A 24,791-nucleotide genomic window follows, 5' to 3' on the forward strand; every position below is an offset into this window, starting at 1 on the left:
CTTTTATCCATACCTATGCGCAAGGAGCATGGGGGAGCCACCTCCATGCCATCAAAAGAAATGCGGATCGTATGTCAAAATGTCCATGGTTCCCATTTCTGATGGCAGCAGGGCGACTGGGCGCATACAAAAACCGCCCTGCCGTATAAAAGGCAGGACGGTATGTAAAAAGATCGGAGCCAGCGGCTCTACGCTTTGGCTGCTGCTTCCATAGCTGTTTTGGCAGCCTTAATTGTCTTTTCGATATCTTCGTCGCTATGAAAATAGGACATGAAGAGTGTCTCGAAAGGAGACGGAGCCAGATAAATATGCTGATCGAGCATAGAGAGGAACCAGGCTTTGAACTGCGAAGCATTCGCCTCACAGGCATCTGGGTAGTTCAGTACTTCTTTTTCAGAGAAGAAAATGCCAAACATGGAGCCGGACTGGTGGCAGATGAGCGGGACGCCCGCTTTGTCAGCCGCCTCTTTCCAGCCCTCAAGCAGAGAGGCGGTTTTCTTTTCAAGGATCTCATCAAAATGCGGGATCGCCATCATCTGCTTCAGCGTTTCGATCCCGGCTGTAACAGCGAGCGGATTTCCGGAAAGGGTGCCTGCCTGATAGACAGAGCCATCCGGAGCGATGCAGTTCATGATCTCTCTCTTTCCGCCGTAAGCCGCTGCCGGGAGGCCGCCGCCGATGATCTTGCCGAGGCAGGTCATATCCGGGCTGATATGGTAGCGCGCCTGCGCCCCGTGGAAAGAGGTACGGAAGCCACACATGACTTCATCAAAAATGAGGACAGTGCCATGCTTTTCAGTCTCTGCTCGGAGCGTTTCAAGGAAACCCTTGACCGGAGGCACGCAGCACATATTGCCTGCGACCGGCTCAACAATGACAGCAGCGATCTCATCCCCCTCTTCATCCATCAGCTTTTTGAACGCATCGATGTCATTATAAGGGGAAACGAGGGTATCCTTTGCGGTGCCTTTCGTGACACCCGCACTGTCCGGACTGCCAAAGGTCGCTGCGCCGGAACCCGCCTTGACGAGAAGGCTGTCGCCGTGTCCATGGTAGCAGCCTTCAAATTTCAAGATCTTATCACGGCCGGTATAGCCTCTCGCTGCACGAAGTGCGCTCATCGTCGCTTCGGTACCGGAGTTCACCATACGGAGTTTTTCGATGGAAGGATAGACTTCGTGAATCAGCTCAGCGATTTCTGTCTCCATCGGTGTCGGCGCACCGTAAGAGGTGCTTCGCTCAGCTGCTTTCTGAATGGCAGCAATAACAGATGGATGTGCGTGTCCGAGGACCATCGGTCCCCAGGAGCCGACGTAATCAATATAGGTATTTCCATCGATATCTGTGATATGAGAACCTTTCGCCGACGCAATGAAGGGCGGCGGGCAGCCCATGTGCGGGTAGGAACGGACAGGACTATTGACCCCGCCGGGCATGAATTTCCGCGCTTCTTCAAACGCAGCTTTGGATTTCGTGAGATCGATCATTTCCCTGCTTCCTCCTTCATCCATTTCGCTACATCAGGCGCATGATAGGAAATGATGATATCGCTTCCGGCGCGTTTCATCGAGAGCAGGGACTCCATAACGATCCTCTTTTCATCGATCCAGCCCTTGGCAGCAGCCGCTTTGACCATGGCGTATTCACCGGATACATTGTAGCAGGCCACCGGACGGTCAATGCGGTCGCGCACCTGACGGACAATATCGAGGTAAGCGAGAGCCGGCTTCACCATGATGATGTCAGCGCCCTCTTCCATGTCGAGATCCACTTCCTTCATCGCTTCGCGGCTGTTTGCCGGATCCATCTGGTATCCTCTTCTGTCGCCAAACTGCGGTGCAGAGTCAGCCGCATCGCGGAATGGACCATAGTAGCCGGATGCATATTTCACGGCATACGACATGATGGATACCTGCGCGAGGTCATTCGCATCGAGTGTCTCACGGATCTTTGCGATACGGCCGTCCATCATATCGGACGGTGCGATGATGTCGGCGCCGCATTCTGCCTGAGAAAGTGCGACTTTCGCCAAAAGCTCCAGTGTCGGGTCGTTATCGACTTCATGGCCTTTCAGCTGCCCGCAGTGCCCGCTTGTCGTATACTGGCAAAGGCAGACATCCCCCACGATGACCAGATCCGGTACGGCTTCTTTGATGGCACGAATGGCACGCTGCACGGGGCTCGTCATATCCCAGGCGGAGGATCCCTTGTCATCTTTGTATTCCGGCAGGCCAAAGATCTCTACCGCCGGGATACCGAGCTTATATACTTCTTCTGCCATCTTGACCGCATTGTCAACGGAGAGATGGTACTGCCCCGGCATACTCGGGATTTCCTCCTTCACATTCGTGCCCGGTACGACAAAGATCGGGTAGACGAAATCATTCAGTTCCAGAGAGTTTTCTCTGACCATGCTGCGAATGGCAGCCGTTCTTCTTAAACGACGAGGGCGAAGAGTATTGAGTTTCATGATTGTCAGACTCCTTTGAATAAGTGATATACCGTCTGCTTCCACAGGCGAAAAATGATACGCAGGGTGCAAGGTTATCGGGAGAGCCCCTTTGATTCTGTTTGAAGCTCTGCTTGGATAGGTAATAAGAGGAATTGCTGATTCTATCTGATAGCGATTCCATCAGTATTTTCCCGGATTCTTCTCGATCGCTTCCACCAGTCCATCGATGGTATAGACATCAGAAACGATATGCGGTGCAAAGCCGTAGCTGAGGCAGGTGTCTGCGGTGATCGGTCCGATGCAGGCAAGCGCGACGCCTTCCAAGAGCTCCTTCTTCCCATCCAGCAGCTTCATGAGATTGTGAACGGTCGATGAGCTGGTGAAAGTGATGATATCGACTTCATGATGTGTCAGAAGGGAGAGCAGCTGATCTTTGTATTCCAGCTCCGGCGTGGTCATGTATGCTTCAGCGACGACGCAATGTGCGCCCATCGCTTCGATGCCTTCAGGGAGAATATTTCTCGCTTCCTTTGCACGAGGAAGGAAGATGCGATCGCCTTTCTGCACGTGCTTTTTCATTTCTGCCAGGAGATCTTCCGCCTTGTATTTTTCCGGCACGCAGTCACAGGAAAGACCGTATTTTCTAAGCTCTTTCGCCGTGACAGGTCCGATGGCTGCGATCTTTACATGTCCCAGCGCACGGACATCTTTGCCCTGCCGGAAGAGACGGTCAAAGAAGCAGTTTACCCCATTCTGACTGGTGAAAACGATCCACTGGAAGGAGGAGATCTCTGCAATGCCTTTGTCAAGACCAGCATAGTCATCTGACGGAGCGGAGATGGAGATCGTAGGGATCTCTTCGCAGAGCGCGCCTTTGGCATCGAGTACATGCACGAGCTTCGACGCCTGACTGCGGGAACGGGTCACGACGATGCGTTTTCCGAAGAGCGGACGATTGTCAAACCAGTCCATGGTGCTTCGCAGGTTTACCACATCCCCGACGACGAAGACAGCCGGCGGCTTAATCCCGAGCTTCTTCACATCTTCTGCCGCTTTTTCAAGTGTCGTGGTATAGGTCTCCTGGTACGGCCGCGTCCCCCAGCGTACAAATGCTGCCGGTGTCTCACCCGCGCGTCCGTACTTCATCAGCTGGGAAGCAATCATCGCGGTATGGCCGACGCCCATCAGGAAGATCAGTGTATCGACACCGCCTGCCAGCTTGTCCCAGTGAATGGAAGACTGGTCTTTCGTCGGGTCTTCATGTCCGGTAATGACGGCGAAGGATGCTGCCACACCGCGATGTGTGACCGGAATGCCCGCATAGGCCGGCGCTGCGATGGCACTCGTGATGCCGGGTACTTCTTCGAAAGGCACGCCATGCGCGCGGAGTACCTCGATCTCTTCCCCGCCGCGTCCGAAGACGAAGGGGTCACCGCCTTTGAGGCGGGCAACGATCTTCCCCGCCTCGCCTTTTTCGGCCAGAAGCTCGCTGATCTCATGCTGCTTCATGGTGTGACAGCCTGCTTGTTTCCCGACATAAATGTATTCGTAACCAGGCTTCGCATATCTCAAAAGACGTGGATCCGCCAAATAATCGCCGACGATCACATCGGCTTCTTCTAGGCAGCACTTGCCCTTCAGTGTCAAAAGTTCCGGATCTCCCGGACCAGCTCCGATCAAATATACTTTCCCTTTTTTCATAGAAATCTCCTCGTGTTCGTTAGTGGGTAGTTCTTGGTATAATGAGGGGTCAGACGTGACGGGTGACTGAAATACCACAGTCACCCACTATGTATTCAGCGCATGACCTCGCTCCTATGAGCCCCTATCAGGGGAGCCGGAGCGCACCCGATAGGCTCCTCAGATCTTACACCTGTTTTTAAATTTTCTGCATTTCCTCAAGCACTTCTCTTCCGCCGGCATCCAAAAGCTCTGCCGCCAGAGCCTTCCCGACAGATACGGCTTCAGAAACAGCAGCCGATCTCTCGCTGCGATAGAGTCTCTTTCCATCGGTGGAAGCGATAAAGGCATGGGCCTCGATGCCACCATCTTTCGCTGTCGCATAGATACCAGCCGGTACCTTGCAGTCCCCGCCGACTTTGGCAAGGAACGCACGCTCCGTGGTGATACAGGAAGCCACATCGCTGTCATGCAGGAAGGAGATCAGATCCAGTGTTTCCTTGTCATCTGATCTGGCTTCGACCGCCATGACGCCCTGCCCTGCAGCCGGGATGCTTGTCGCTGTATCAATGAAAGAGCAGATACGCTCAGCAAGGCCGAGACGTTTGAGTCCTGCTGCCGCAAGAATGATAGCGTCAAAATCACCTTCATCCAGATGCCGGAGACGGGTCTGCACATTGCCGCGCAGGGATCTGATTTCCAGATCCGGGCGCAGGTGCAGGAGCTGCGCCTGGCGTCGGAGACTCGATGTCCCCACCTTCGCATGAAGCGGAAGCTCGTCCAGCGACCGGTATTTATTCGACACGAAGGCATCTCTAGGGTCTTCTCTCTTCGTGACTGCGGCGATAGTGAGCCCTTTCGGACATTCCGCTGTCATATCCTTCAAAGAGTGAACGGCGATATCCGCCTTTCCTTCGAGCAGGATGACCTCAAGTTCTTTAATGAAAAGTCCCTTCCCTCCGATTTCAACCAGCGGACGATCGAGGATCTGATCTCCTTTCGTGGTGACGGGGAAAAGCTCGACCGTGAGCCCCGGATGTGCTTCTTCCAAAGTATGAGCGACGTATTTCGCCTGCCAGAGAGCCAGAAGGCTTTCTCTGGTTGCGATGGTGATTTTATTTTTCAAGTGCCTGCCCCTTTCTGACATCCAGCTTGAAGAGACGGGTCACAGCTGACTTATCCGCATCTTCCCACTTGGTTCCCGCGTGTTCATTGAGGTGCATCATCGGTTCTCGAAGGATCTTGCGGACGATCATGCGGGTCATGTACTGCAGGACACGTTTATCTTCCTCTGTCAGTCCATCGATCTTTGCAAAAATATGACGCAGCTCGCGCTGACGGATCTCCTCGGCCTTATCCGAAAGAGACACCATAACCGGACGTGTAGACAGATACGTGAAGCGGTCCTCAATGGACTCTATCTCTTCCTCGATGATGCTCTTCGCACGCTCCGCCTCCCCTTCGCGGAAACGGATATTGCTCTCGACGATATCCTGCAGATCATCGATATTGTAAAGCGTCACATGGCGGATATCACCGACCGACGGCTCGATGTCGCACGGCACTGCGATATCGATGGCGACCAGTGGGCGTGTCTTTCTCTTCATCATGAGGTTTCTGACATCCCATGCTTTTACGATGTACTGAGAAGCTCCGGTCGCTGTCACGATGATATCGACATCTTCAGCATGTTGGAGTGCTCCTTTGAACGGGACCGTCTCGCCGTCGATCTTCTTTGCGAGTTCTTCTGCTTTCTCAATGTGACGGTTTGTCACAATGACCTTTTTGAGACCTTTGCCCTGCAGATTCTTCACCAGCAGCTCAGCCGCCTCACCTGCTCCGAAGACCATGGCAGTACGATCGTCCAAGCCGCCCAGGATCTTCTCCGCGAGTTTCACCGCTGCATAGCTGACAGATACCGCACTGTAGGAAATCTGCGTCTCCGTCCGCACACGCTTGCCCGTACGGATGGCACGGTGAAAGAGAGTATTCAGGATGGTGCGGGTCGCTTTTTCTTCGAGCGCCATCGTGTACGCTGTCTTGATCTGATTCAGGATCTGGCTCTCTCCGATGACCATGGAGTCCAGACCTGAGACCACTTCGAAAAGATGTCGGATGCAGGCTTCCCCTTCAAAATAGAAGAAATACTCATCCTTCGCCTCGCTGTTTCCGGAAAGGGCTAAAAAGAAATCGTACAGTATTTCCTTCGCTGTCTCATCCTTGAGTACCGCATAGATCTCAGTGCGGTTACAGGTGGAAAGCACGACGGCTTCCTCGATCCCTTCCTGTTCATCCAGATGAATCAGCCCGCTTCTCGCACTGTCTGGCGAAATCGCAAACTGCTCACGAATATCTACCGGGACTGTCTTATGATTCAGCCCCAAAACGACCAATTGCATGACGTACACACTCCTCTGCTTCGTCTAATTTTCCCTGCATCACCAGATGCATGATATCTTCAGTAAAAACAGCTCTCCAGAAGGCTTCTCTGGCCTCGCTGGTGCTGATCCTTTCTTTCATTTCCACTCTCATCTTTCCCACCCGGTCCAGCCACAGGCCAAAGCCTTCGGGTATTTTCAGAGAAAGCCACTCTTTCATATACCGCGCCATCGCAGGCGATCGGCCATTCGTAGAAACGGTGATCTGAATCCCCCCTGCATCAAAAGCAGCCGGCAGTGAGCAATTCCCCAGCGAAGGAAAATCTGCAGCATTATAAAGGAAATGGCTCTCCTTCGATGCCTGCTGCACCGCTTCTGCCACTTTCCTCACACCACAGGCTGTCACTATCAGTCCATAGGAAGAGAGATCGTCACCACGGAAAAGGTGCTTTTCCCAGTGCACCTTTTTTGCCTCGGAAAGCGCCTCGATGTCAGAAACAACTTCCGGCGCAAGGATCGTCACGTCTGCTCCCTCTGCTATTAACTTTTTCACCTTTCTAAGAGCCACATGGCCGCCGCCGATGATCAGCGCACGAAGGCCTGCCGCTTTGAGATTCACAGGATACAAAAAAATCTCCTCACAATGATTAATAAACTCTGGATCTCATTTGCCCTGATTCATAAAAAATGATGGCAAATGACCAAATACCAGCATTTTAAATTATACAGCAAAAAGATAGCCGTCACAATAAAACAAGCCCATTAGAATATAGGACTTGTTTTATTGTGCTTTATTATAATATATTTATCCTGTCTTTATCTCTGATTATACAATATTAGAAAACCGTTCTACTGCTTTGGCAAAGCGAGCGATCGTCTCCTCGGCATCACCATGCTCGATACCATCTCGGACGCAGTGCTGAAGATGACCTTCGAGAATGATCTGTCCCACCTTGTGCAGAGCAGACTTTGCCGCATTCACCTGAGTGATGACATCCTCACACGGAATGTCTTCTTCGATCATACGATCAATCGCCTGCACCTGACCGATGATTTTTCGAAGACGGCGATGCAGATTTTCTTCATCCATACATTGTTTCATTTGATATACCTCATATATTGTACGTAACTGGCGGCCACTATCTTTAGTCACCGGATGGCGATCTGACAGTCTATCCGTCCAATGTCTATTCGTCTCTCATCTGACGTCTCAAAGCCTTCTCACTTTCCAAGCACCATGCTCTTTACCGGCTCAAAGCTCTTTCGGTGAATCGGCGTGATGCCCAGTGTCTTCAGCGCCGCAATATGCTCGGCAGTGCCATAGCCTTTATTTTGGGCAAATCCATAGCCAGGATACTGCCTGTCATACTCATCCATCAGATGATCACGATACACCTTTGCCACGATGGAAGCAGCCGCAACAGAGGCACTCTTCGCATCTCCATGAATCAAGGACTCGGTCGGACAGTTGAAATGAAGCGGCATCGCATCGACAATGACCACCTCCGGCGAGACGGTCAGATTCTTCACCGCCTGATACATCGCCATCATCGTCGCCTCATAGATATTTACAGCATCGATCTCTTCCGGCGAAAGGCTGACAACAGAGACATCCAATGCGCTCTCATAAATCTTCGCTGCGATCTCTTCGCGGTGTTTCGGTGTGACCTTCTTCGAGTCATTGAGCCCCGCACAGAACCAGTGCGGGGGAAGAATGACTGCCGCGACCGTTACCGGTCCGGCAAGCGGTCCCCGTCCCACTTCATCGATCCCGACGATATGTGTGAGTCCGTCCTGATAGAAACGGCTCTCCACGTCATACATGGACTCCACGCGGAGACGCTCCCTGCTCTTTCGCTCGAGACGCTTCATATAGGAGCCTACAAGGGTCTTCACGCCCTTCCTCCCATCCGAAAGTATCTCCTGCAAAAGCTCTTCTTCGACATCGTCCTGCGAAAGGATGGTACGGATTTCAGAAATGGTCATAGTGCCTCACATGATTTTGTACTACGATAGAGAAAACAGCCGCAAAAATGGACTGGCTGGTTCAGAAGATCCTACAGGTTCTGCGGGAAAAGTGCAGCGCAAAAATAAGAATACATCGCCGTGGAATTTGTTCATTGATAAAAACACATTTTTCCCAAAATAGAAACCGAAGTGAATCATCGGAGCCATCTTCCTTCCATTATTTTTCCGGAAGCGGATCCAGCGTCAGCTTCCCGAGCTTCCCGCTTCGGAAATCACGGAGGACCACCATTTCTGCGCGATCATAGTCGATGGCCCCGCCGGGAAGAAGGCAGCCTCTTCTCCTTCCGGCCGCCTCCAGAAGCAGCTGCGGATCCTGATGGACATCTTTGATATTGTACTTTTCCTGCAAAACCCAAGGTGCCGTTTCAGCCAGAGAAGCGAGCAGCTCCGGGACGACTTCATCGGCATTGAATACATCGCCTGCGATTGCACCTGTTGCCGCCAGCCTGAGCGCTGCGACCTGATCATCAAATTTCGGCCAAAGTACCCCCGGTGTATCCAGCAGATCAAGCCCTTCAGAGAGGCGCACCCACTGTTTACCCCGGGTATGCCCCGGAGTATTTGCCGTGCGTGTCGCTGCCGTTCCAGCAAGAAAATTGATCAGCGTAGATTTACCCACGTTCGGGATACCGAGGATCATGAGACGCACCGAGCGGCTCTTGATGCCTCGTTTTCGCCACTTCGCCAGCATCGGCTCTGCAGTCCCCCGGATCAGAGACAGCAGCTTTTTCTTATTTTTACTGTTCCCGACGCTCATGGGGACGACTGGTATATTTTTCTTCTGATAATAAGAGATCCAGCGATCCGTCGCCTTCGGATCCGCCAGATCCGCTTTATTCAGTATGATGATCCGAGGCTTGCCCTGAACCAGCTCTTCCACCATGGGGTTCGCACTCGACATCGGAATCCGGGCGTCCAAGAGTTCAGCTACGACATCCACTGCCTTTAGGTGACTTTCGATCATACGCTTCGTCTTGGTCATATGACCGGGAAACCATTGAATTAACATACGCACCTCCCGGATACCATACGGGGTATCCTGATAACGGTTCTATTTTAACATAAACGGGAGGTTTGGGAAACGCCGATTCCGTCGTGATCCATTTTCACTCCCTAAAAAAACGGTCCGGGAAAAACTGATGCATCACAGTATCCGTCTTTCCTGAGCCGTCGATCTTTCATTTCCTATTTCCTGTTTTTCATGACCTTTTCTACCGCTGCATCCACATCGCGCCCGATATCCGTGACACTTCGAAGCACACCCTCTCTGGCACACGGGATACGCTCCCAGCCGTAAAAGCGTACCAGCGCCTGATAGGCATCATGGCACTTCCTAAGGTAGTCCAAATGCTGCTCATGGATATCCATCGAACCGCCATCGGCAGCCCTGGCTTTTACCAGCGCTTCAGACATACTAAGAGGAATATCTAAAAGGATGACAAGATCCGGGCGCGGCAGCTCCAGCTCTTCGTACTCGGTTTTTTCCAGCCAAGAGAGGAACTGCGTACGGTCTTCCTCCTCATCATACTTTGTCATCTGATGGACCATATTGCTTGTGGTGTAGCGATCAGCAATAATGATGCCGCCTTTCTCATAGAAATCCTTCCACTTCATACGATATGAGGCGAAACGATCGACCGCGTAGAAAAGAGAAGCGGCATATGGATTCACATCGCCGGGATCCGCCCCAAAGTCACCTTTGAGATACATTTTCACGAGAGCGGATGAGTCGCTCTCGTAGTCAGGAAAGGAAATGTGCATGACATCCTTCCCGCCCTCTCTCAGTTTCTTTTCCAAAAGGGCAGACTGGGTCGCCTTCCCGCTGCCGTCAACGCCTTCTAATACAATCAATGTACCATGTGTCATAGTGATATCCTTTATTATTTGGTTTATAGTAATCGGGAATCTGGATTAGGAGTGACTGGTGACTAAATACCACCATCGTCCATCGCCATTATTTATACTCCGCGGCGTCTCTGATTGTTATTCACCGCCCCACCATCTCTAATTTCTCATTCGAGCGGAGCTTTCACCCGCAATCAAGGGATGGCACGCCCCAAGGGCTAAACCTATTCCCCATTTTCCCATTTCCTCGCGAAAAAAGCAACAGCCCACAGCTGTTGCTTTTCATTCGCTATTCCTATTTCTTCTTTTTGGGGTTGAACGCATTCATCGCGTGATCGACACCGTGCGCCAAGGCATCCTCGATGGAGTCAGCGGTATGAATCTTCGCCGCCTCGATAAGCTCGATATCCTCCCCGTAAGGGCGCTGCAGGACATGCTCGATGACGGTATGCCCGTCCTTCGGATGGCCTACACCGATGCGGAAGCGATTGAATGCCTCACTCCCGAGACAAGCTATGAGGGACTTGATCCCATTATGCCCGCCTGCCGATCCTTTCTTACGGATGCGCGTCTTTCCCGGCGGCAGGTCAAGGTCATCGCAGATGATGAAAATATCATCCAGATCCACCTTGTAGTACTTGGCGATCGCACCGACCGCTTCGCCGGAAAGGTTCATATACGTCAGCGGCTTCACAAGAAGAACCTTCTCTCCTCCCACGATGACGGTGGCAATGTCGGCTTTCATGTCCTTCTTCCAGCTGGCGACCTTCCAGCGATCCGCCAGAATGTCGATCACATCGAAACCCATGTTATGCCGCGTGTGCTCATATTCCTTTCCAGGATTTCCCAGGCCTGCAATGATCTTCATTATTTATCAAAGAGGGAGCTGACAGAAGCGTCGTGGAAAATACGAAGGATAGCTTCGCCAAGGAGCGGAGCGATGGAGAGCTGGGTCAGCTTGCTGCCAAGACCTTCCACTTTTTCTTTTTCAACAGGCAGAGAATTGGTGACGATGAGTTCCTTGATATTGGATTTGCTGATTCTTTCCGTAGCCGGATCTGTCAGTACCGGATGGCATACGGCTGCATAGACATCTCTTGCACCGGCTTCTGCAAGGGCTTTAGCACCTTCACAGAGAGAGCCTGCGGTATCTACGATATCATCGACGACGAAGCAGTTTCTGTCCTTCACATCACCGATAATGTTCATGACCTTGGCTACGCCCGGTTCCGGACGACGTTTTTCAATGATGGCGATCGGAGCACCGACACGGTCAGCCAGCTCTCTTGCACGGGTAACGCCGCCGAGGTCCGGAGAAACGATGGTGAGGTTTTCCAGATTCTTGGATTTTACATAGTCTGCGAGCAGAGATGCAGACATGAGGTGGTCTACAGGGACATTGAAGAATCCCTGAATCTGTCCTGCGTGCAGATCCATGGTCACTACACGGGTCGCACCGGCTGCCGACATCAGGTCAGCGACCAGCTTGGAGGAAATCGGTTCACGGCCGCGAGTCTTGCGGTCCTGACGTGCATAACCATAGTAAGGTACTACACAGGTGATATGACGGGCAGATGCTCTCTTCAGTGCGTCAATCATGATGAGCATTTCCATCAGATTGTCATTGACCGGTGCGCCGGTCGGCTGAATGATGAAGCAGTCTTTGCCGCGGACACTTTCATTGATCATCACCTGAATTTCACCATTGTTGAATTTGCCGCAGATGGCTTTTCCAAGCGGAACTCCGATGTAGTCGGAAATTTCCTTTGCCAGCGCGGGGTGAGAATTCCCTGTAAAAATCTTCAATTTAGAAGTGTCTTCCATGTCCATTTTGCTGCCTCTCCCTTTCCTTTCATTTCTTTGAAAGTTGTAAAATGTATTTTCTGCCGCCGGAGCGTCACTCCCTTTTGCCCCGGCAGGCATACTGCCTCTATATTATACCAATCCTTTGCAAAAATGCCAAAAAAAGTTTGATGATCGCCTGAAAATCGCCAGTGCAACGGGCCAAAGGCTCCACAGGATCGCAGGACGAAAATCGAAAACGCCGCAAGATTTTGATGAAAAGGAATCAAGCCATTTGATGCAGCGAAAACCTAGAGGGCGTCATATAGTTTCCCTTTGACCGCAGAACCGGTAAAACCCGGGATCCGTTAATCTTTATACGTATTCTCGTCGACCCAGCCTTCGATATTTCTCTGCTTTGCCCTTGCAATGGAGAGCGCCTTTGCCGGGACATCCTTTGTGATGGTGGAGCCGGCGGCAGTGAAGGCCCTCTCTCCGATATGGACAGGAGCGACCAGATTTGTATTGCATCCGATGAAGGCGTGGTCATCAATGGTGCAGCGATGCTTGTCCTTCCCGTCAAAATTGACAGTCACTGTACCACATCCGAAATTGACATTCTTGCCCAAATCCGAATCGCCGCAGTAGATGAGATGCGGCAGCTTCGTGCCATCACCCACATTGGAATTCTTGACTTCAACGAAATTACCGATCTTCACATGGTCATGCAGTACCGTATTCGGGCGAAGATGGACAAAAGGCCCGATCTCGTCATAGCTGCCAATGCTACATTCATGACCGTACACGCGGTTTAGATGCGTGAAATCACCGCAGTGTACATCGGTCAGCTGGGTATCCGGTCCGATCTCGCAGTGCTTGCCGATGACTGTCTTCCCCTGAAGCATAGTACCCGGCAGCAACACGGTATCGCAACCGACTTTAACATCCTGCTCGATATAGGTATGTTCCGGATCGATGATGCTGACGCCGGAAGCCATAAGCTCTTCTGCTTTGCGAAGGCGCAGGATGCGGTCAGCGGCTGCGAGCTGAATGCGGGAATTCACCCCCATCGTCTCATCAGCATCGTCCGCCGCGACCGGAACGACCTTGAGACCTTCTTTGATCATGATCCCGAAAACATCCGTCAGATAGTACTCACCCTGCGCATTTTTGTTGTCGATCTTTTCAAGTGCATCGAGCAGGGCGCCCACCTGGAAGACATACGTGCCTGTATTGATCTCATGGACGGCGAGCTGTTCCGGCGTGCCATCCTTCTGTTCCACAATGCATGTCATGTGTCCCGCTTCATCCCGGAGCACACGGCCATAGCCGAAAGGATCATCGAGGATCGCGGTCAGCACCGAAGCAGCCGCCCCCTCCTCCCTGCAGGTCCTTGCCAGATGCGCGATCGTCTCCGCGCGCAGCAGCGGCGTATCCCCGCAGATGACCAGCACATAGCTGTCTCTGTCTTTTTCAAATTCCGGCACCGCCTGCATGACAGCGTGGCCCGTCCCAAGCTGCTCCTCCTGATGGACAAAGGACACCTCTTGATTTCCAAGATATTCTCTTACCAGATGTTCCTTGAATCCGGTGATCACGACCTGATGATCCGAGCCCGCTTCTCGCACGAGGCGGATGACCTGCTCGACCATCGGTACTCCGCATACGCGGTGCAGCACCTTTGGAAATTCAGACTTCATGCGTGTGCCCTGTCCGGCAGCTAAAATAACGGCGGTAAATTCTGCCATAGTTTCCTCCTATTGAAATCCCATTTCATATCAAGCGACGGGAGCGGCGTATCCGTTCCCCCTGTTTTTTCAGATAGATAACAGGCTTTTTATCGAAAACCTGTAAGTTTTATTGTAGCAAAACAGAAGGTGCATCGCAAGGGAAAAACAGGGATCCGTGCTTTGCAATGGGATATATCTGTTTTCTGAAACAGTGCAGATGGCCTGCTTCCCGTTCCGTCATAACTTGGCTCCGGATGCTAAGAGCGAAAAAGTCTATCGGCACTTCATTTTTTGCTGCCCACGTGGATCCATGAGAACCTGCTTAGCCCTAAACGTCAAACAAAAAGGGCCATGACAAGATGTCATGGCCCTTCTTACTCAACTTTTATCAATGAAAGCGTCTCATTTTATGAGTGAGGCTGCCATTGCCGTAGCTGGAATCTGCATCCAGATCTTCTTCGATACGGAGGAGCTGGTTGTACTTAGCTACACGTTCGCTTCTTGCCGGAGCGCCGGTCTTGATCTGACCTGCGTTCAGAGCGACGGCAATGTCTGCGATGGTGGTATCTGCAGTTTCACCAGAGCGGTGGGAAATGACAGCGGTATAGCCTGCGCGCTGTGCCATCTGTACCGCTTCGAAGGTTTCTGTCAGGGTGCCGATCTGGTTCAGCTTGATCAGAATGGAATTCGCTACGCCCATGTGAATGCCCTTGGAAAGGCGTTTGGTATTGGTGACGAAGAGATCATCGCCGACGAGCTGGACTTTGCTGCCGAGGCGGTCGGTCAGTTTCTTCCAGCCTTCCCAGTCTTCTTCTCCGAGTCCGTCTTCGATGGAGATGATCGGGTACTGGTCGATCAGGTGTTTATAAAAGTCGATCATTTCCTCTGCGGTCTTGGCTGCGTGATCCCCAGCGAGGTGGTAGAGGCCGTCATCTCCTAAAAGTTCGGAAGCTGCGACATCGGTGGAAAGGACGATGTCCTTGCCTGCGGTGTAGCCGGCTTTTTCGATGGCTTCGCAAATGACTTCCATCGCAGCTTCATTGGACGGAAGGTCCGGTGCAAAGCCGCCTTCATCACCGATCGCGGTGGAAAGCCCCTTGGCTTTCAGTACATTTTTCAGGGCATGGTAGACTTCCGCACACATGCGGAGAGCTTCTCTGAAATTCGGTGCGCCGACCGGCATGATCATGCTTTCCTGGATATCGACGTTGTTGTCTGCATGTGCGCCGCCATTCATGATGTTCATCATTGGTACCGGCAGGTTGTGTGCGTTCACGCCGCCGAGGTACTGGTAGAGCGGAAGACCAGCAGACTGGGCTGCTGCATGCGCGGCAGCAAGGGAGACACCGAGAATCGCATTTGCGCCAAGACGGCTCTTATTTTCGGTGCCGTCGAGATTGATTAGGATGTGGTCAAGGCCTCTCTGGTCGCTGGCATCCCAGCCAAGGACCGCATCAGCGATTTCGCCATTGACGTTGTTCACAGCCTGCAGCACGCCTTTGCCGTCATAACGGTCCTTATCGCCGTCACGGAGCTCAGTGGCTTCGAACATGCCGGTGGATGCGCCGGACGGTACAGCGGCTCTGGCGAAGGTGCCGTCTTCGAGCTGCATATCGACTTCGACAGTCGGGTTTCCACGGGAATCCAAAATTTCTCTTGCGTGCAGATCAGTAATTGCTGCCATTGTTCTTACTCCTTTGGTTTTTGCGTTTCAAGGAAACACTGATTAAATCGTTGTCCGACTTGGCTCTTGCATTTTCATGCAAGGCGAGGAATAAGTCGCCGCGAATAGCAAGCTATTTAAGGCGGGTTATGACGAAGTATTGTATGAAAATACATGCTAAGTCGGGCTCTGCGATTGAATCAGCGTTTCCTTATGTTATAGTTCATGAAACCGGAAATCTCATAAGTATAAAATGGTGGGTGTGCGGGGATGGCGTAACGCAAGATATAAGAAAACGCCGCCACGCTTTCTATCAATGAGAGCGAATCCCTTTAGAACCATCAGGACCCGCTGCCCCTATTTCTCTTATTTTCCAGCCTTTTCATAAATACTGAGGAAATCCTCGGGTTTGAGGCTTGCACCGCCGATGAGAGCTCCGTCGATGTCTTTTTCCTTGAGGAAATCAGCGATATTTTCACTCTTGACGGAACCACCGTAGAGGATGCGGATATCGGAGGCGGCTTTCTTGCCTGCGATGTCCTTCACCGTCTCACGGATGAAGGCACAGACCGCTTCCGCCTCTTCGGCCGTCGCAGCCGCTCCGGTGCCGATGGCCCAGATGGGTTCATAAGCGATGACAAGAGAGCCGACATCCTTTTTATCGATGTCAAAAAACGCGGTGCAGATTTCCGAAGCGATGCGCTCCTCGGTCTGACCATTCTTTCGCTCTTCTGCTGTTTCGCCGATGCAAAGGATCGGTGTCATGCCATGTTCCTTGACGGCCTTCACCTTGCGCGCGATAAATTCATCGCTCTCGCCCAGGATCTCACGGCGTTCCGAATGACCGCAGATGACATAGCTGCAGCCGAGGCCTTTCAGCATGGCCGGAGATATCTCCCCGGTGAATGCGCCCTTCTCTTCCGGGTACACATTCTGCGCGCCCCAACGGACCGAGGTACGGGCGAGGAAGAAATTCGTCAGCGGCAGGTCAGTGAACGGCGGGCAGATGAGCATTTCCACGCCCTCCTTCTTCTGCAGTTTGAAATGCTTGAAGAAGGCCTCCGCCTCTTCGACCGTGCAGTTCATTTTCCAGTTTCCTGCGATAAGGATCTGTCTCACGGGGATCACTCCTTATCCGCCAGGATAGATACGCCCGGAAGGACCATGCCTTCGAGCATTTCCAGTGAAGCGCCGCCGCCGGTAGAGACGTGGGAGAATTTGTCTCCGAGCCCAAGCTCATCGACGACAGAGGCTGATTCACCGCCGCCGATGACGGTGGTCGCATCGAGATCAGCCATCGCTCTTGCGATGGTGAAGGTGCCTTTCGAAAATGGTTTCATTTCAAAGACGCCCATCGGCCCATTCCATACGACAGTCTTCATCTTTTTCAAAGTTTCCACATAGAGCTCAATGGTCTTCGGTCCGATATCGAGCGCCATCCATGGGTCCTGGAATTCTTCTTTGGAGAGGACCTTGGTATTCGCATCTTCCGCGAAGGCATCGCCTGCCATGAAGTCGACCGGCAGCATGATCTCGCTGCCCATATCATGGGCTTTCTTCATGAGATTTCTGGCGAGGTCGAAGCGATCCTTGTCCTGCAGGGATTTGCCCATGTCGTAGCCTTCCGCCGCGACGAAGGTATTCGCCATACCGCCGCCGATCAGGATGACATCGGCTTTTTCCATCAGATTCGCAATGACCTGAATCTTGTCGCTGATCTTCGCGCCGCCGATGATGGCAGCGAACGGACGCTCCGGCTTTTCGATAACGCCATCAAGGAAATCAATCTCTTTCTTGAGAAGCAGTCCGGATACCATCGGCATCAGCTTGCCGACACCGGCAATGGATGCATGGCTTCTGTGCGATACACCGAATGCGTCATTGACCGCCAGGTCGCAGCCTTCGACCAGAGCTTTCGCAAAGGCCGGATCATTCTTTTCTTCTTCTTTATGAAAACGAAGATTTTCAAGGAGCAGGACTTCGCCCGGTGCGAGAGCCGCTTTCTTCTCCTTTGCTTCTTCGCCGATGCAGTCAGAGGCGAATTTCACATCCATGTGCAACAGTTCGGAAAGGCGCTTAGCGACCGGCGCAAGAGACAGGTCCGGCTTCACTTCGCCCTTTGGTCGGCCCATATGGCTCGCAATGACGAGGGCAGCGCCATGGTCAAGAAGCCAGCGCAGCGTCGGCAGGGTCGCCACGATGCGGCGATCATCGGTGATATGACCTTCCTTGTCATGCGGCACATTGTAGTCCACACGGATATATATGGTCTTGCCTTCCGGTTTCAAATCATAAATGGTCTGCTTATTCATTCTTACAGTCCTTTCGATGCGACGAACTTGACGAGGTCAATGATTCTCATGGAGTAGCCCCATTCGTTATCATACCAGGCAATGACTTTGACCAGATTTCCTTCCATGACCATGGTGAGCAGGCTGTCAACGGTGGAGCTGACATCTGTGGTCTTGAAATCGGAAGAAACGAGCGGTTCATCAGTGTAGGCGAGAATGCCCTTCAATTCACCTTCTGCCGCCGCTTTAAGTGCTGCATTGATCTCTTCCTTCGTAGCCGGCTTTTCGATCTCAGCGACGAGGTCGACCAGGGATACATCCGGGGTCGGTACACGGATCGCAAGGCCATTCAGCTTGCCCTTGAGTTCCGGAATGACGATGCCGATGGCTTTGGCTGCGCCCGTGGAAGTCGGGATGATATTTTCCGCTGCCGCTCTGCCGCGTCTGGCATCCTTCTTGTGTGCCTTTTCCAGGATCGCCTGGTCATTCGTGTAGGAATGAACCGTGGTCATCAGACCGCGGACGATGTGGAATTTTTCATTCAGCACTTTGACCACCGGAGCAAGGCAGTTAGTGGTGCAGGAGGCATTGGAAATGATGTTGTCTGTTTCCGGATTGTAGGTGTCTTCATTGACGCCCATCACGATGGTCGCATCATCATCTTTACCCGGCGCAGTGATGATGACCTTCTTCACAGTGCCTTTGATGTGCTTGCCGGCACTTTCTTTATCTTTCAGCTTGCCGGTGGATTCGACGACGATCTCGACGCCGTACTTGCTCCAGTCCAGATGTTCCGGATCGCGGTCAGAGAAGACATGGACTCTCTTGCCATCAATGATGAGATCATCGCCTTCGATCTTGACGTCCTTACCAAGTCGGCCATGGACAGTATCGTATTTCAGAAGATACTCCGCAGTTTCCACGCCGCTCGGGTTATTGATAGCGACCACTTCCAGATCATCTCTATCCAAAAGTCCGCGGAATACCAGTCTGCCAATTCTGCCAAAACCATTGATACCGATCTTTGTCATCTTATATACCCTCCTGTAACTGAACCTGCTTTTGAAGCAGCTCTTCTGAGGCGCCGCGCAGAGAAACCCCTTCACCGACAGCCTAAAACATGCGGGCTCGATGGGATATCTTCTTTCGAACCACCCGCACTGTAAAACCGATACAAAAACCTCTCACCCGCTTCCATTTCCCTTGCGCAAGGCAGAGGAAATCAGGCGAAACATTACGACTACAGTATATCACGCCGGCTTTAATACTACAATATCTCTCGCAAGATTTCTATTTAAGTATACCCTTTAAGTAAAAAGAGTGTCAAATAAATTCGGAAATGGCTGCAGGCACCTTGTCAGGATGAGAAGCTGCAAAACTCATCCCCCATCGGCTTTCGTTGATCGCGTCGCGATAAGGCGTGATGGTTTGGGGCATGTATCGAAGGCTCTCTTCCGCTGTACCTTCCCCGTCAGCGAAGACTGCGACCGGTGCATCTCACTATCCCATTCTCAAGGAATCACCAAGCTTTCCAAACACGTTCATCCTGAGTTTCATCCTTTCTTTCCAAAAACGCATCGACCTTTCTGTTTCAATGACTTTTTTGAAAGAATTTACCGTTTCTACATTCCATTGTTAGAAAGAAACGGCTATAATATGCATAGACAGAATGAAATACATGAATATGTTAGTTGTGACTGGTGATTCAAACCTATTCTCTGATCACGTCCACGATTCTACTCTTCGGTGCTTTTCAAAATGACGCGCTGCTCTGCCATTTCTCATTTCTAATGTCTACTTTTTAGATGCAATCCGCATTCCCACGAAAGGAGCACTCCTATGTCTTGGAATACAAAAATCACAAAACTCTTAGGCATCGACTACCCGATCATTCAGGGCGGCATGGCCTACATTTCTGACGGTGTCCTCGCCGCCGCCATGAATCATGCTGGGTGCGCCGGCGTCATCGGAAGCGGCGGCTTCTCTGTCGATGATATCCGCGACCATATCCGTCAGGCGAAGGACATCTTAGGCCCGGGCAAATGCTTCGGTGTGAACCTCATGCTGCAGATGCCGAATAAAGATGATGTCGCGCAGCTCATCTGCGATGAGAAAATCCCCTTCGTCACCATCGGCGCCGGAAACCCTGTTCCCTATTTCGACCCCTTCCATCATGCCGGCGTGAAATGCATCCCCGTTGTACCGAATGTCAAGCTCGCCCATCGTGTACAGGACGCAGGCGCCGATGCCCTCGTCGTCGAAGGCATGGAAGCCGGCGGCCATGACGGCAAGATCACCCTCATGGCTCTTCTCGAAAACGTCCTCCCTGAGATCGAGATCCCGGTCGTCGCAGCCGGCGGCATCGTAGACGGACGTGCTGTCGCCGCAGCCCTCCTCATGGGTGCCTCCGGCGTACAGATGGGCACCCGTTTCCTTCTCTCCGAAGAATGCCGCCTCCATCCAAACGCCAAGCAGGCCATCATCGATGCCGCCGATACCGACTCCGTCGTAACGGGCTTCACCACCCGAGACACCGTCCGCGGCCTTAGAAATCCATTCTCTGAAAAATATCTGAAGCTCGAATACAGCGGTACAGCGCAGTCCGAGCTCACCGCCCTCGCCGCTGGAACGAACCGCAAAGCCGTCATCGACGGTGACACAGAGAACGGCTTCGTCTTAGCCGGCATGTCCCTCACCCACCTCACGAAAGTACAGCCCGTACAGGAAATCGTAGAAGAACTCGTGAGCGAAGCCGAAAGAAGACTCGCCGCAGCGCCGAAATTGATTTAAGGAAATGTTAATCAAATTACTGCATCTGATTTTACACGCATTTGAAAAGCCCCCATCGACATCGTCGACGGGGGCTTTTCATTGCTTCATTTTAAGGAAGCGCAACATCCTGCATCGATTTCGGAAGTGCGTGAAGAATTTGCATTTTTAACTTTCCCTGAAGGTACACCGGATTCAAACGACTCTTCGTGTATTGGAAGGGGGTTCCTGGAAGGGGGTTCCTGCCGTCTCCGTCACCAGAAGTGTTGTAAAATATCTCTCCCAGCTAAAGAACCTCGTGCTATCGGCATAATTTTCAGGCGCACGTAGTATGTCCTGTACAGCGTGCGTAGGAAGAAATCCCGACCGCAGAATGAGCCATTCGAAAGACTCCGGCAAATACAGAATGATGTGAGAATGCCGTTCTAGATAAGCATGAACTCTCATCATCTCGGCCCCAAACGCTGCTCCGTCTGCGATGACACAAATATTTCGTTCACTATCCCTCATAGATTTGAGCTTTGAAAATACATTGGATTTCCCCTGTGCACTAAGACAAGTATGTCCTGTTTCTTCCGCCATGCCACGGAAAAACTGGAATCCGGAATTAGAGTCTTCTGTAAGCAGGATTTCAATCGGCAAATCCACCGTCTGCCGAGCAGAATAAATCTGATACATCTCCTGATACGTTTTCTCTGCATGCTGATACTTCCCAGAAGATGTAAGTCCGTAAATCTCATCCACGCTGTAAGGCAGATTGTACAAACTTTCTCGCGTAATCAAGACGAAATAATTGTCCGATCCCTTCACCATTTCTGCAAAGCGCTGGCTGGTGATAAAAGAATTCCCTTCATCGATAAAAATGATATATCCAGAAAGGTTTTTCAAAATAAGCTCCCAGTCCGGCCCTTCCAAGATGCGGCACGGCTTCGCGCAGTCCACATGGATACCGCTTGACTCCTGCAGATTCATATACTGGCGTAGCATGTCAATCAGCGTCGTCTTCCCCGTGGCACTGTCCCCCTGGATGATGGTGATATTTCTCTTGATCTCAAGTGCATAGTGAAGACGCCGGTTTTGCACAATGATACGATACCGACCCGTCATACATAATCACCTGCGATTTCTACAAATTCATTCATCGTGTGAATCACGGTATGCGTATTCAGTATTTCCAAGGAAAACGGCTTCTCTCCAAAATTCATGATATGACGCAGATTGATCGTAAGCTCTTTCTCCTCGGCGATTTTCAAAATCCACAGCGCGCAATTATCCCCGCAGGCCGATGCATTGAAAACCGCCCCGCTTTCATCAAAAGCCAGCAGCAGCAAAGTTTTGACCCCGCCGGAAAGCGCCTTTGGGGAAATCGGCCCCAGCGCCGGGCTATCAATGAGATGGGCACTGATCACGTGTGACCGATCGACGTCCTCGATCATCTCCCGGCCCAAAGGATTCACGAGCCAGCTGTCTTCATAGCTGTTATCAAAATAGACCGGCGGATGGTATATCGCCTTCTCCATCGTCCCCAGATATATATGAAGCATCCTGTACTTCCTTTCCCTTGCAATCGAAATTATGTGTTTTCTATATATTATATTATCATAAAGACAACCGCCTTGGAAAAGAAATCCATTCTCCCAAAAAGGAAAAACACACTGCACCCGAAAGCGCAGAGTGCTCCCCCCTATTTCCTAAAAACGAAGAGATGCTCATGCGCGATGAGGAGGAAATTATATTTCACACTGTTCGTCTTCCAAAATCCCGTCGCGCGGCAGTTGTGCTGGGTCTTCACGATGAGCTCTTTCAGTGTGAAACCGGCGGCCAGAAAGCGCTCCATGACTTGGAAGCTGAGGGGGATCATACAGCCCTTCTGCCTCATATCCCCCATGAGGACGGCGCAGAATTTGTCTTTCTTCAAAACGCGATAGCTTTCCCCTGCCACCTTCTCCATTTCTGCAAGGAACGCCTCGCCCCTCAAGTGGGAGAGGTCACCCGCGAGATCTTCGCTGTAGCGGATGATATCCGCATACGGCGGGTGCGTGCAAATGAAGTCTATCGAGGCATCGGGAAGAAAATCCAAATGCCTCGCATCGCCTTCCCGGATGATGATTTTTCCCGCATTTTCGAAGGGGAAATCGCATTTCTCATGGCACCTGGAGAGCGCCGCGGGATTCACATCGAGGCCGATGCAGTTCCTATGAAGGAGCTTCGCCTCGACAAGCGTCGTCCCGCCGCCGGCAAACTGGTCGAGCACCCAGTCGTCTTCTTTGGAGTAGCGAAGGAGAAGATTTCTGGGAATGTAGGGGGACCAGTTGCCACGATATTTCGCATCATGCGTCGCCCAGCTCCCGCGCTCAGGGAAATCCCAGACAGTATTCATCTCGAGTTCGAAGTTTTCGGGCTCCCATTTGATCTTTTTCATGCAGCGCCTCGCTTCCTCAGCTCGTCCAGCACTCCATTTTCCAAGTCTTGAATGTTGTACACCGTATCCAATACATCAAATGTTTCTCGCAGATTTCCTCTGGCGCTCCGCCAACCTTTTCCATCAGTAAATCACAGAAAGGTCACGCCGCGGATGGTTTTCACCTCATTGGCAATGGTCTTATAACTACGCGCAGTCTCATTCAGCTTAGACCCACCGCTTGTGTAAAAGTTTGTTTCGATCACATATAGCTGGTCAGGCATTTTGATCACATAGTCAAATCGCTTCTCGGCTTTCCCATCATTGGAAATGGCAGATAAATCAATCCCCCATTTCTGATGAATTTTAGTGATCGTCATTTCTTTGAAATACGTCTCATCTCTTCGAAATCCCGCCTTCTGAATGAATTTCTCTACAAGATCTTCCATCAGATGTCCGCCTCGGTTCTTTCTCCCATTTGAGTCAAGCCCTGTTTCCACCCCCGTCACATAATCCAGCAGATTGCGAATGTGGTGATTCTGCATCAACTGAAAAAGTCCAGTCTTTCGCATGAATGTCTTGTACTGCTCGATGGTATCGCTCATCTTCTTAAAATGATACGTAAATGCGCCATCCTCATCCATCGCATAGATTTCGTTGCTTCGAACAGCCAAAAGAATCGGGATACACTTCAGCGTCTCCGGATATCGGGTTACAATTTTTTCGAAGTCGGCTTCTATCTGCTTTGATCCAATGAGTGAATTCAGTATATTCAGCTCCACCTTTACATCTGCTATATTTCGGTAAATCTTATCGAAATCAATGTAGTACTGATAGCTGGCGATGCTATCTCGGAAGGAGGCTAACCATACATCGAAATCTCGTCTCATTCCGACCACCCCTTCCAGCCATACGATATCAGCACCTCATTGATCTTTCCCCGCTTCGTTCCTTGGCTGTTCACACTACGGGACGCCCGTACCGTGACAAGGTCATACTCTTTATATAACTCGCGGATTTCAGGGCAGTCTGAATTCGACTGCAGGAATGGAATGCCACGCGAGCGAAGGGCATCACACGCTTCCTTCAGCGCCACCTGCTCCTCGTAGCTGAAGCCCTGCTCCGTATAGCTCGTAAAGGAAGAGGATGATGAAATCGGCATGTACGGCGGATCCAGATACACGAAGTCCCCCGCTTTCACGCCCTCGAGGATATCCCGATAGTCGCGGTTCTCTATCCGGATATCTTTCTCCCGGAAATAGACAGACACCACGCGAAGCATCTCTGCATTCACGATATTCGGATATTTGTAGCGTCCGAAAGGCACGTTAAACTACCCCTTCGAATTCACGCGAAAGAGCCCGTTGTAACATGTCTTATTCAGATACAGAAATCGCGCCGCCCGTTCGACCGCGGAAAGCCCATGGTAGCTTTCTGTCCGGTCCCAGCTGCGCACTTCATAGTAATACTCCTTGCTGTTCTGCTCCGCATGATATGCCAGACAGGAAATCAATGCCTCCACATCTTCCTTGATGACGCGGTAAACATTGATCAAATCCCTATTGTAATCATTGATGACAGCTTTGTCCGGCAGGAGGGAGAAAAAGACAGCACCCCCCCCGAAAAAAGGTTCGACATATCGTGTGTAAGGGATGGTTTCCACGCGAGGCAGGATCTCACGCAGCAGCTGCCGTTTGCCACCCACCCATTTCAATACCGGACCAATCACTTGACTTTCTCTCATAGCTTCTCCTTTCAAAAATAGAATATTT

Annotated in this window: 21 protein-coding genes and 2 pseudogenes; 1 reads left to right on the top strand and 22 read right to left on the bottom strand. The window is 51.5% G+C overall.

Going from position 1 to position 24,791, the window contains the following annotated elements; all coding sequences use genetic code 11:
• Window positions 1-188 precede the first annotated feature (188 nt).
• The 17 genes from hemL to gap form a co-directional block, all read right to left on the bottom strand.
• Window positions 189-1,487, bottom strand: coding sequence for a glutamate-1-semialdehyde 2,1-aminomutase (gene hemL / locus ACGG9R_RS05835; protein ID WP_390152634.1), 1,299 nt, complete (start codon window positions 1,485-1,487; stop codon window positions 189-191).
• Complete coding sequence (gene hemB, locus ACGG9R_RS05840; RefSeq protein WP_022106470.1) at window positions 1,484-2,470, bottom strand: porphobilinogen synthase; 987 nt, start codon at window positions 2,468-2,470, stop codon at window positions 1,484-1,486. Before hemB ends, hemL begins: the two co-directional genes overlap by 4 nt.
• 162 nt (window positions 2,471-2,632) lie before the next feature.
• Window positions 2,633-4,153 (bottom strand): uroporphyrinogen-III C-methyltransferase, encoded by a 1,521-nt coding sequence (cobA, locus tag ACGG9R_RS05845; protein ID WP_390152639.1) that lies wholly within the window; start codon window positions 4,151-4,153, stop codon window positions 2,633-2,635.
• A 178-nt stretch (window positions 4,154-4,331) separates the two neighbouring features.
• Window positions 4,332-5,258 (bottom strand): hydroxymethylbilane synthase, encoded by a 927-nt coding sequence (gene hemC, locus ACGG9R_RS05850; RefSeq protein WP_390152642.1) that lies wholly within the window; start codon window positions 5,256-5,258, stop codon window positions 4,332-4,334.
• Window positions 5,248-6,531 (bottom strand): glutamyl-tRNA reductase, encoded by a 1,284-nt coding sequence (gene hemA / locus ACGG9R_RS05855; protein ID WP_390152645.1) that lies wholly within the window; start codon window positions 6,529-6,531, stop codon window positions 5,248-5,250. Before hemA ends, hemC begins: the two co-directional genes overlap by 11 nt.
• Window positions 6,500-7,129, bottom strand: a complete 630-nt coding sequence (locus ACGG9R_RS05860; RefSeq protein WP_390155103.1) for a bifunctional precorrin-2 dehydrogenase/sirohydrochlorin ferrochelatase — start codon at window positions 7,127-7,129, stop codon at window positions 6,500-6,502. The genes hemA and ACGG9R_RS05860 overlap by 32 nt, the downstream gene beginning before the upstream one ends.
• Window positions 7,130-7,336: 207 nt before the next feature.
• The gene (locus ACGG9R_RS05865; protein WP_390152648.1) at window positions 7,337-7,612 is read right to left on the bottom strand and encodes a metal-sensing transcriptional repressor; all 276 of its coding nucleotides are present in this window, start codon (window positions 7,610-7,612) and stop codon (window positions 7,337-7,339) included.
• Between the two features lie 119 nt (window positions 7,613-7,731).
• Window positions 7,732-8,496, bottom strand: coding sequence for a ribonuclease HII (locus ACGG9R_RS05870; RefSeq protein WP_390152651.1), 765 nt, complete (start codon window positions 8,494-8,496; stop codon window positions 7,732-7,734).
• Window positions 8,497-8,695: 199 nt separating this feature from the next.
• Window positions 8,696-9,547 (bottom strand): ribosome biogenesis GTPase YlqF, encoded by an 852-nt coding sequence (gene ylqF, locus ACGG9R_RS05875; RefSeq protein WP_390152654.1) that lies wholly within the window; start codon window positions 9,545-9,547, stop codon window positions 8,696-8,698.
• 176 nt (window positions 9,548-9,723) lie between these two features.
• On the bottom strand, window positions 9,724-10,404 hold the full coding sequence (locus ACGG9R_RS05880; RefSeq protein ID WP_390152657.1) for a dTMP kinase: 681 nt from the start codon (window positions 10,402-10,404) through the stop codon (window positions 9,724-9,726).
• A 274-nt stretch (window positions 10,405-10,678) separates the two neighbouring features.
• Window positions 10,679-11,251: an aminoacyl-tRNA hydrolase gene (gene pth, locus ACGG9R_RS05885; protein WP_390152660.1), complete on the bottom strand. Its 573-nt coding sequence runs from the start codon at window positions 11,249-11,251 to the stop codon at window positions 10,679-10,681.
• Window positions 11,251-12,213 (bottom strand): ribose-phosphate pyrophosphokinase, encoded by a 963-nt coding sequence (locus tag ACGG9R_RS05890; RefSeq protein WP_022106460.1) that lies wholly within the window; start codon window positions 12,211-12,213, stop codon window positions 11,251-11,253. Before ACGG9R_RS05890 ends, pth begins: the two co-directional genes overlap by 1 nt.
• A 320-nt stretch (window positions 12,214-12,533) precedes the next feature.
• A complete protein-coding gene (gene glmU, locus ACGG9R_RS05895) occupies window positions 12,534-13,913 on the bottom strand; it encodes a bifunctional UDP-N-acetylglucosamine diphosphorylase/glucosamine-1-phosphate N-acetyltransferase GlmU (RefSeq protein ID WP_390152663.1) in 1,380 nt (459 codons plus the stop codon).
• A 370-nt stretch (window positions 13,914-14,283) separates the two neighbouring features.
• A complete protein-coding gene (eno, locus tag ACGG9R_RS05900; RefSeq protein ID WP_390152666.1) occupies window positions 14,284-15,579 on the bottom strand; it encodes a phosphopyruvate hydratase in 1,296 nt (431 codons plus the stop codon).
• A gap of 345 nt (window positions 15,580-15,924) precedes the next feature.
• On the bottom strand, window positions 15,925-16,677 hold the full coding sequence (gene tpiA, locus ACGG9R_RS05905) for a triose-phosphate isomerase (protein ID WP_390152670.1): 753 nt from the start codon (window positions 16,675-16,677) through the stop codon (window positions 15,925-15,927).
• Window positions 16,678-16,682: 5 nt separating this feature from the next.
• Entirely contained in the window at window positions 16,683-17,870 is a 1,188-nt protein-coding gene (locus tag ACGG9R_RS05910; protein ID WP_390152673.1) for a phosphoglycerate kinase, read from the bottom strand.
• A 2-nt stretch (window positions 17,871-17,872) separates the two neighbouring features.
• Window positions 17,873-18,880, bottom strand: coding sequence for a type I glyceraldehyde-3-phosphate dehydrogenase (gene gap, locus ACGG9R_RS05915; protein ID WP_390152676.1), 1,008 nt, complete (start codon window positions 18,878-18,880; stop codon window positions 17,873-17,875).
• Between the two features lie 808 nt (window positions 18,881-19,688).
• Here gap and ACGG9R_RS05920 point away from each other — a divergent pair.
• Complete coding sequence (locus ACGG9R_RS05920) at window positions 19,689-20,639, top strand: nitronate monooxygenase (RefSeq protein WP_390152679.1); 951 nt, start codon at window positions 19,689-19,691, stop codon at window positions 20,637-20,639.
• A gap of 174 nt (window positions 20,640-20,813) precedes the next feature.
• Here the strand turns inward: ACGG9R_RS05920 and ACGG9R_RS05925 are convergent, their stop codons facing one another.
• The 5 genes and pseudogenes from ACGG9R_RS05925 to ACGG9R_RS05945 form a co-directional block, all read right to left on the bottom strand.
• Window positions 20,814-21,725 (bottom strand): translation initiation factor 2, encoded by a 912-nt coding sequence (locus ACGG9R_RS05925; protein WP_390152681.1) that lies wholly within the window; start codon window positions 21,723-21,725, stop codon window positions 20,814-20,816.
• Entirely contained in the window at window positions 21,722-22,162 is a 441-nt protein-coding gene (locus ACGG9R_RS05930) for a DUF4869 domain-containing protein (protein ID WP_390152684.1), read from the bottom strand. Before ACGG9R_RS05930 ends, ACGG9R_RS05925 begins: the two co-directional genes overlap by 4 nt.
• A gap of 140 nt (window positions 22,163-22,302) precedes the next feature.
• Window positions 22,303-23,040 (bottom strand): TRM11 family SAM-dependent methyltransferase, encoded by a 738-nt coding sequence (locus ACGG9R_RS05935; RefSeq protein ID WP_390152687.1) that lies wholly within the window; start codon window positions 23,038-23,040, stop codon window positions 22,303-22,305.
• Window positions 23,037-23,909: pseudogene (locus tag ACGG9R_RS05940) on the bottom strand (type II restriction endonuclease). Before ACGG9R_RS05940 ends, ACGG9R_RS05935 begins: the two are co-directional and overlap by 4 nt.
• Window positions 23,906-24,763 (bottom strand): annotated as a pseudogene (locus ACGG9R_RS05945) (DNA adenine methylase). The pseudogenes ACGG9R_RS05940 and ACGG9R_RS05945 overlap by 4 nt, the downstream one beginning before the upstream one ends.
• Between the last annotated feature and the right edge of the window lie 28 nt (window positions 24,764-24,791).

Source organism: Dialister sp. i34-0019-2H8, from assembly GCF_042846925.1.
In the GTDB taxonomy this organism is placed as follows: Bacteria; Bacillota; Negativicutes; order Veillonellales; family Dialisteraceae; genus Dialister.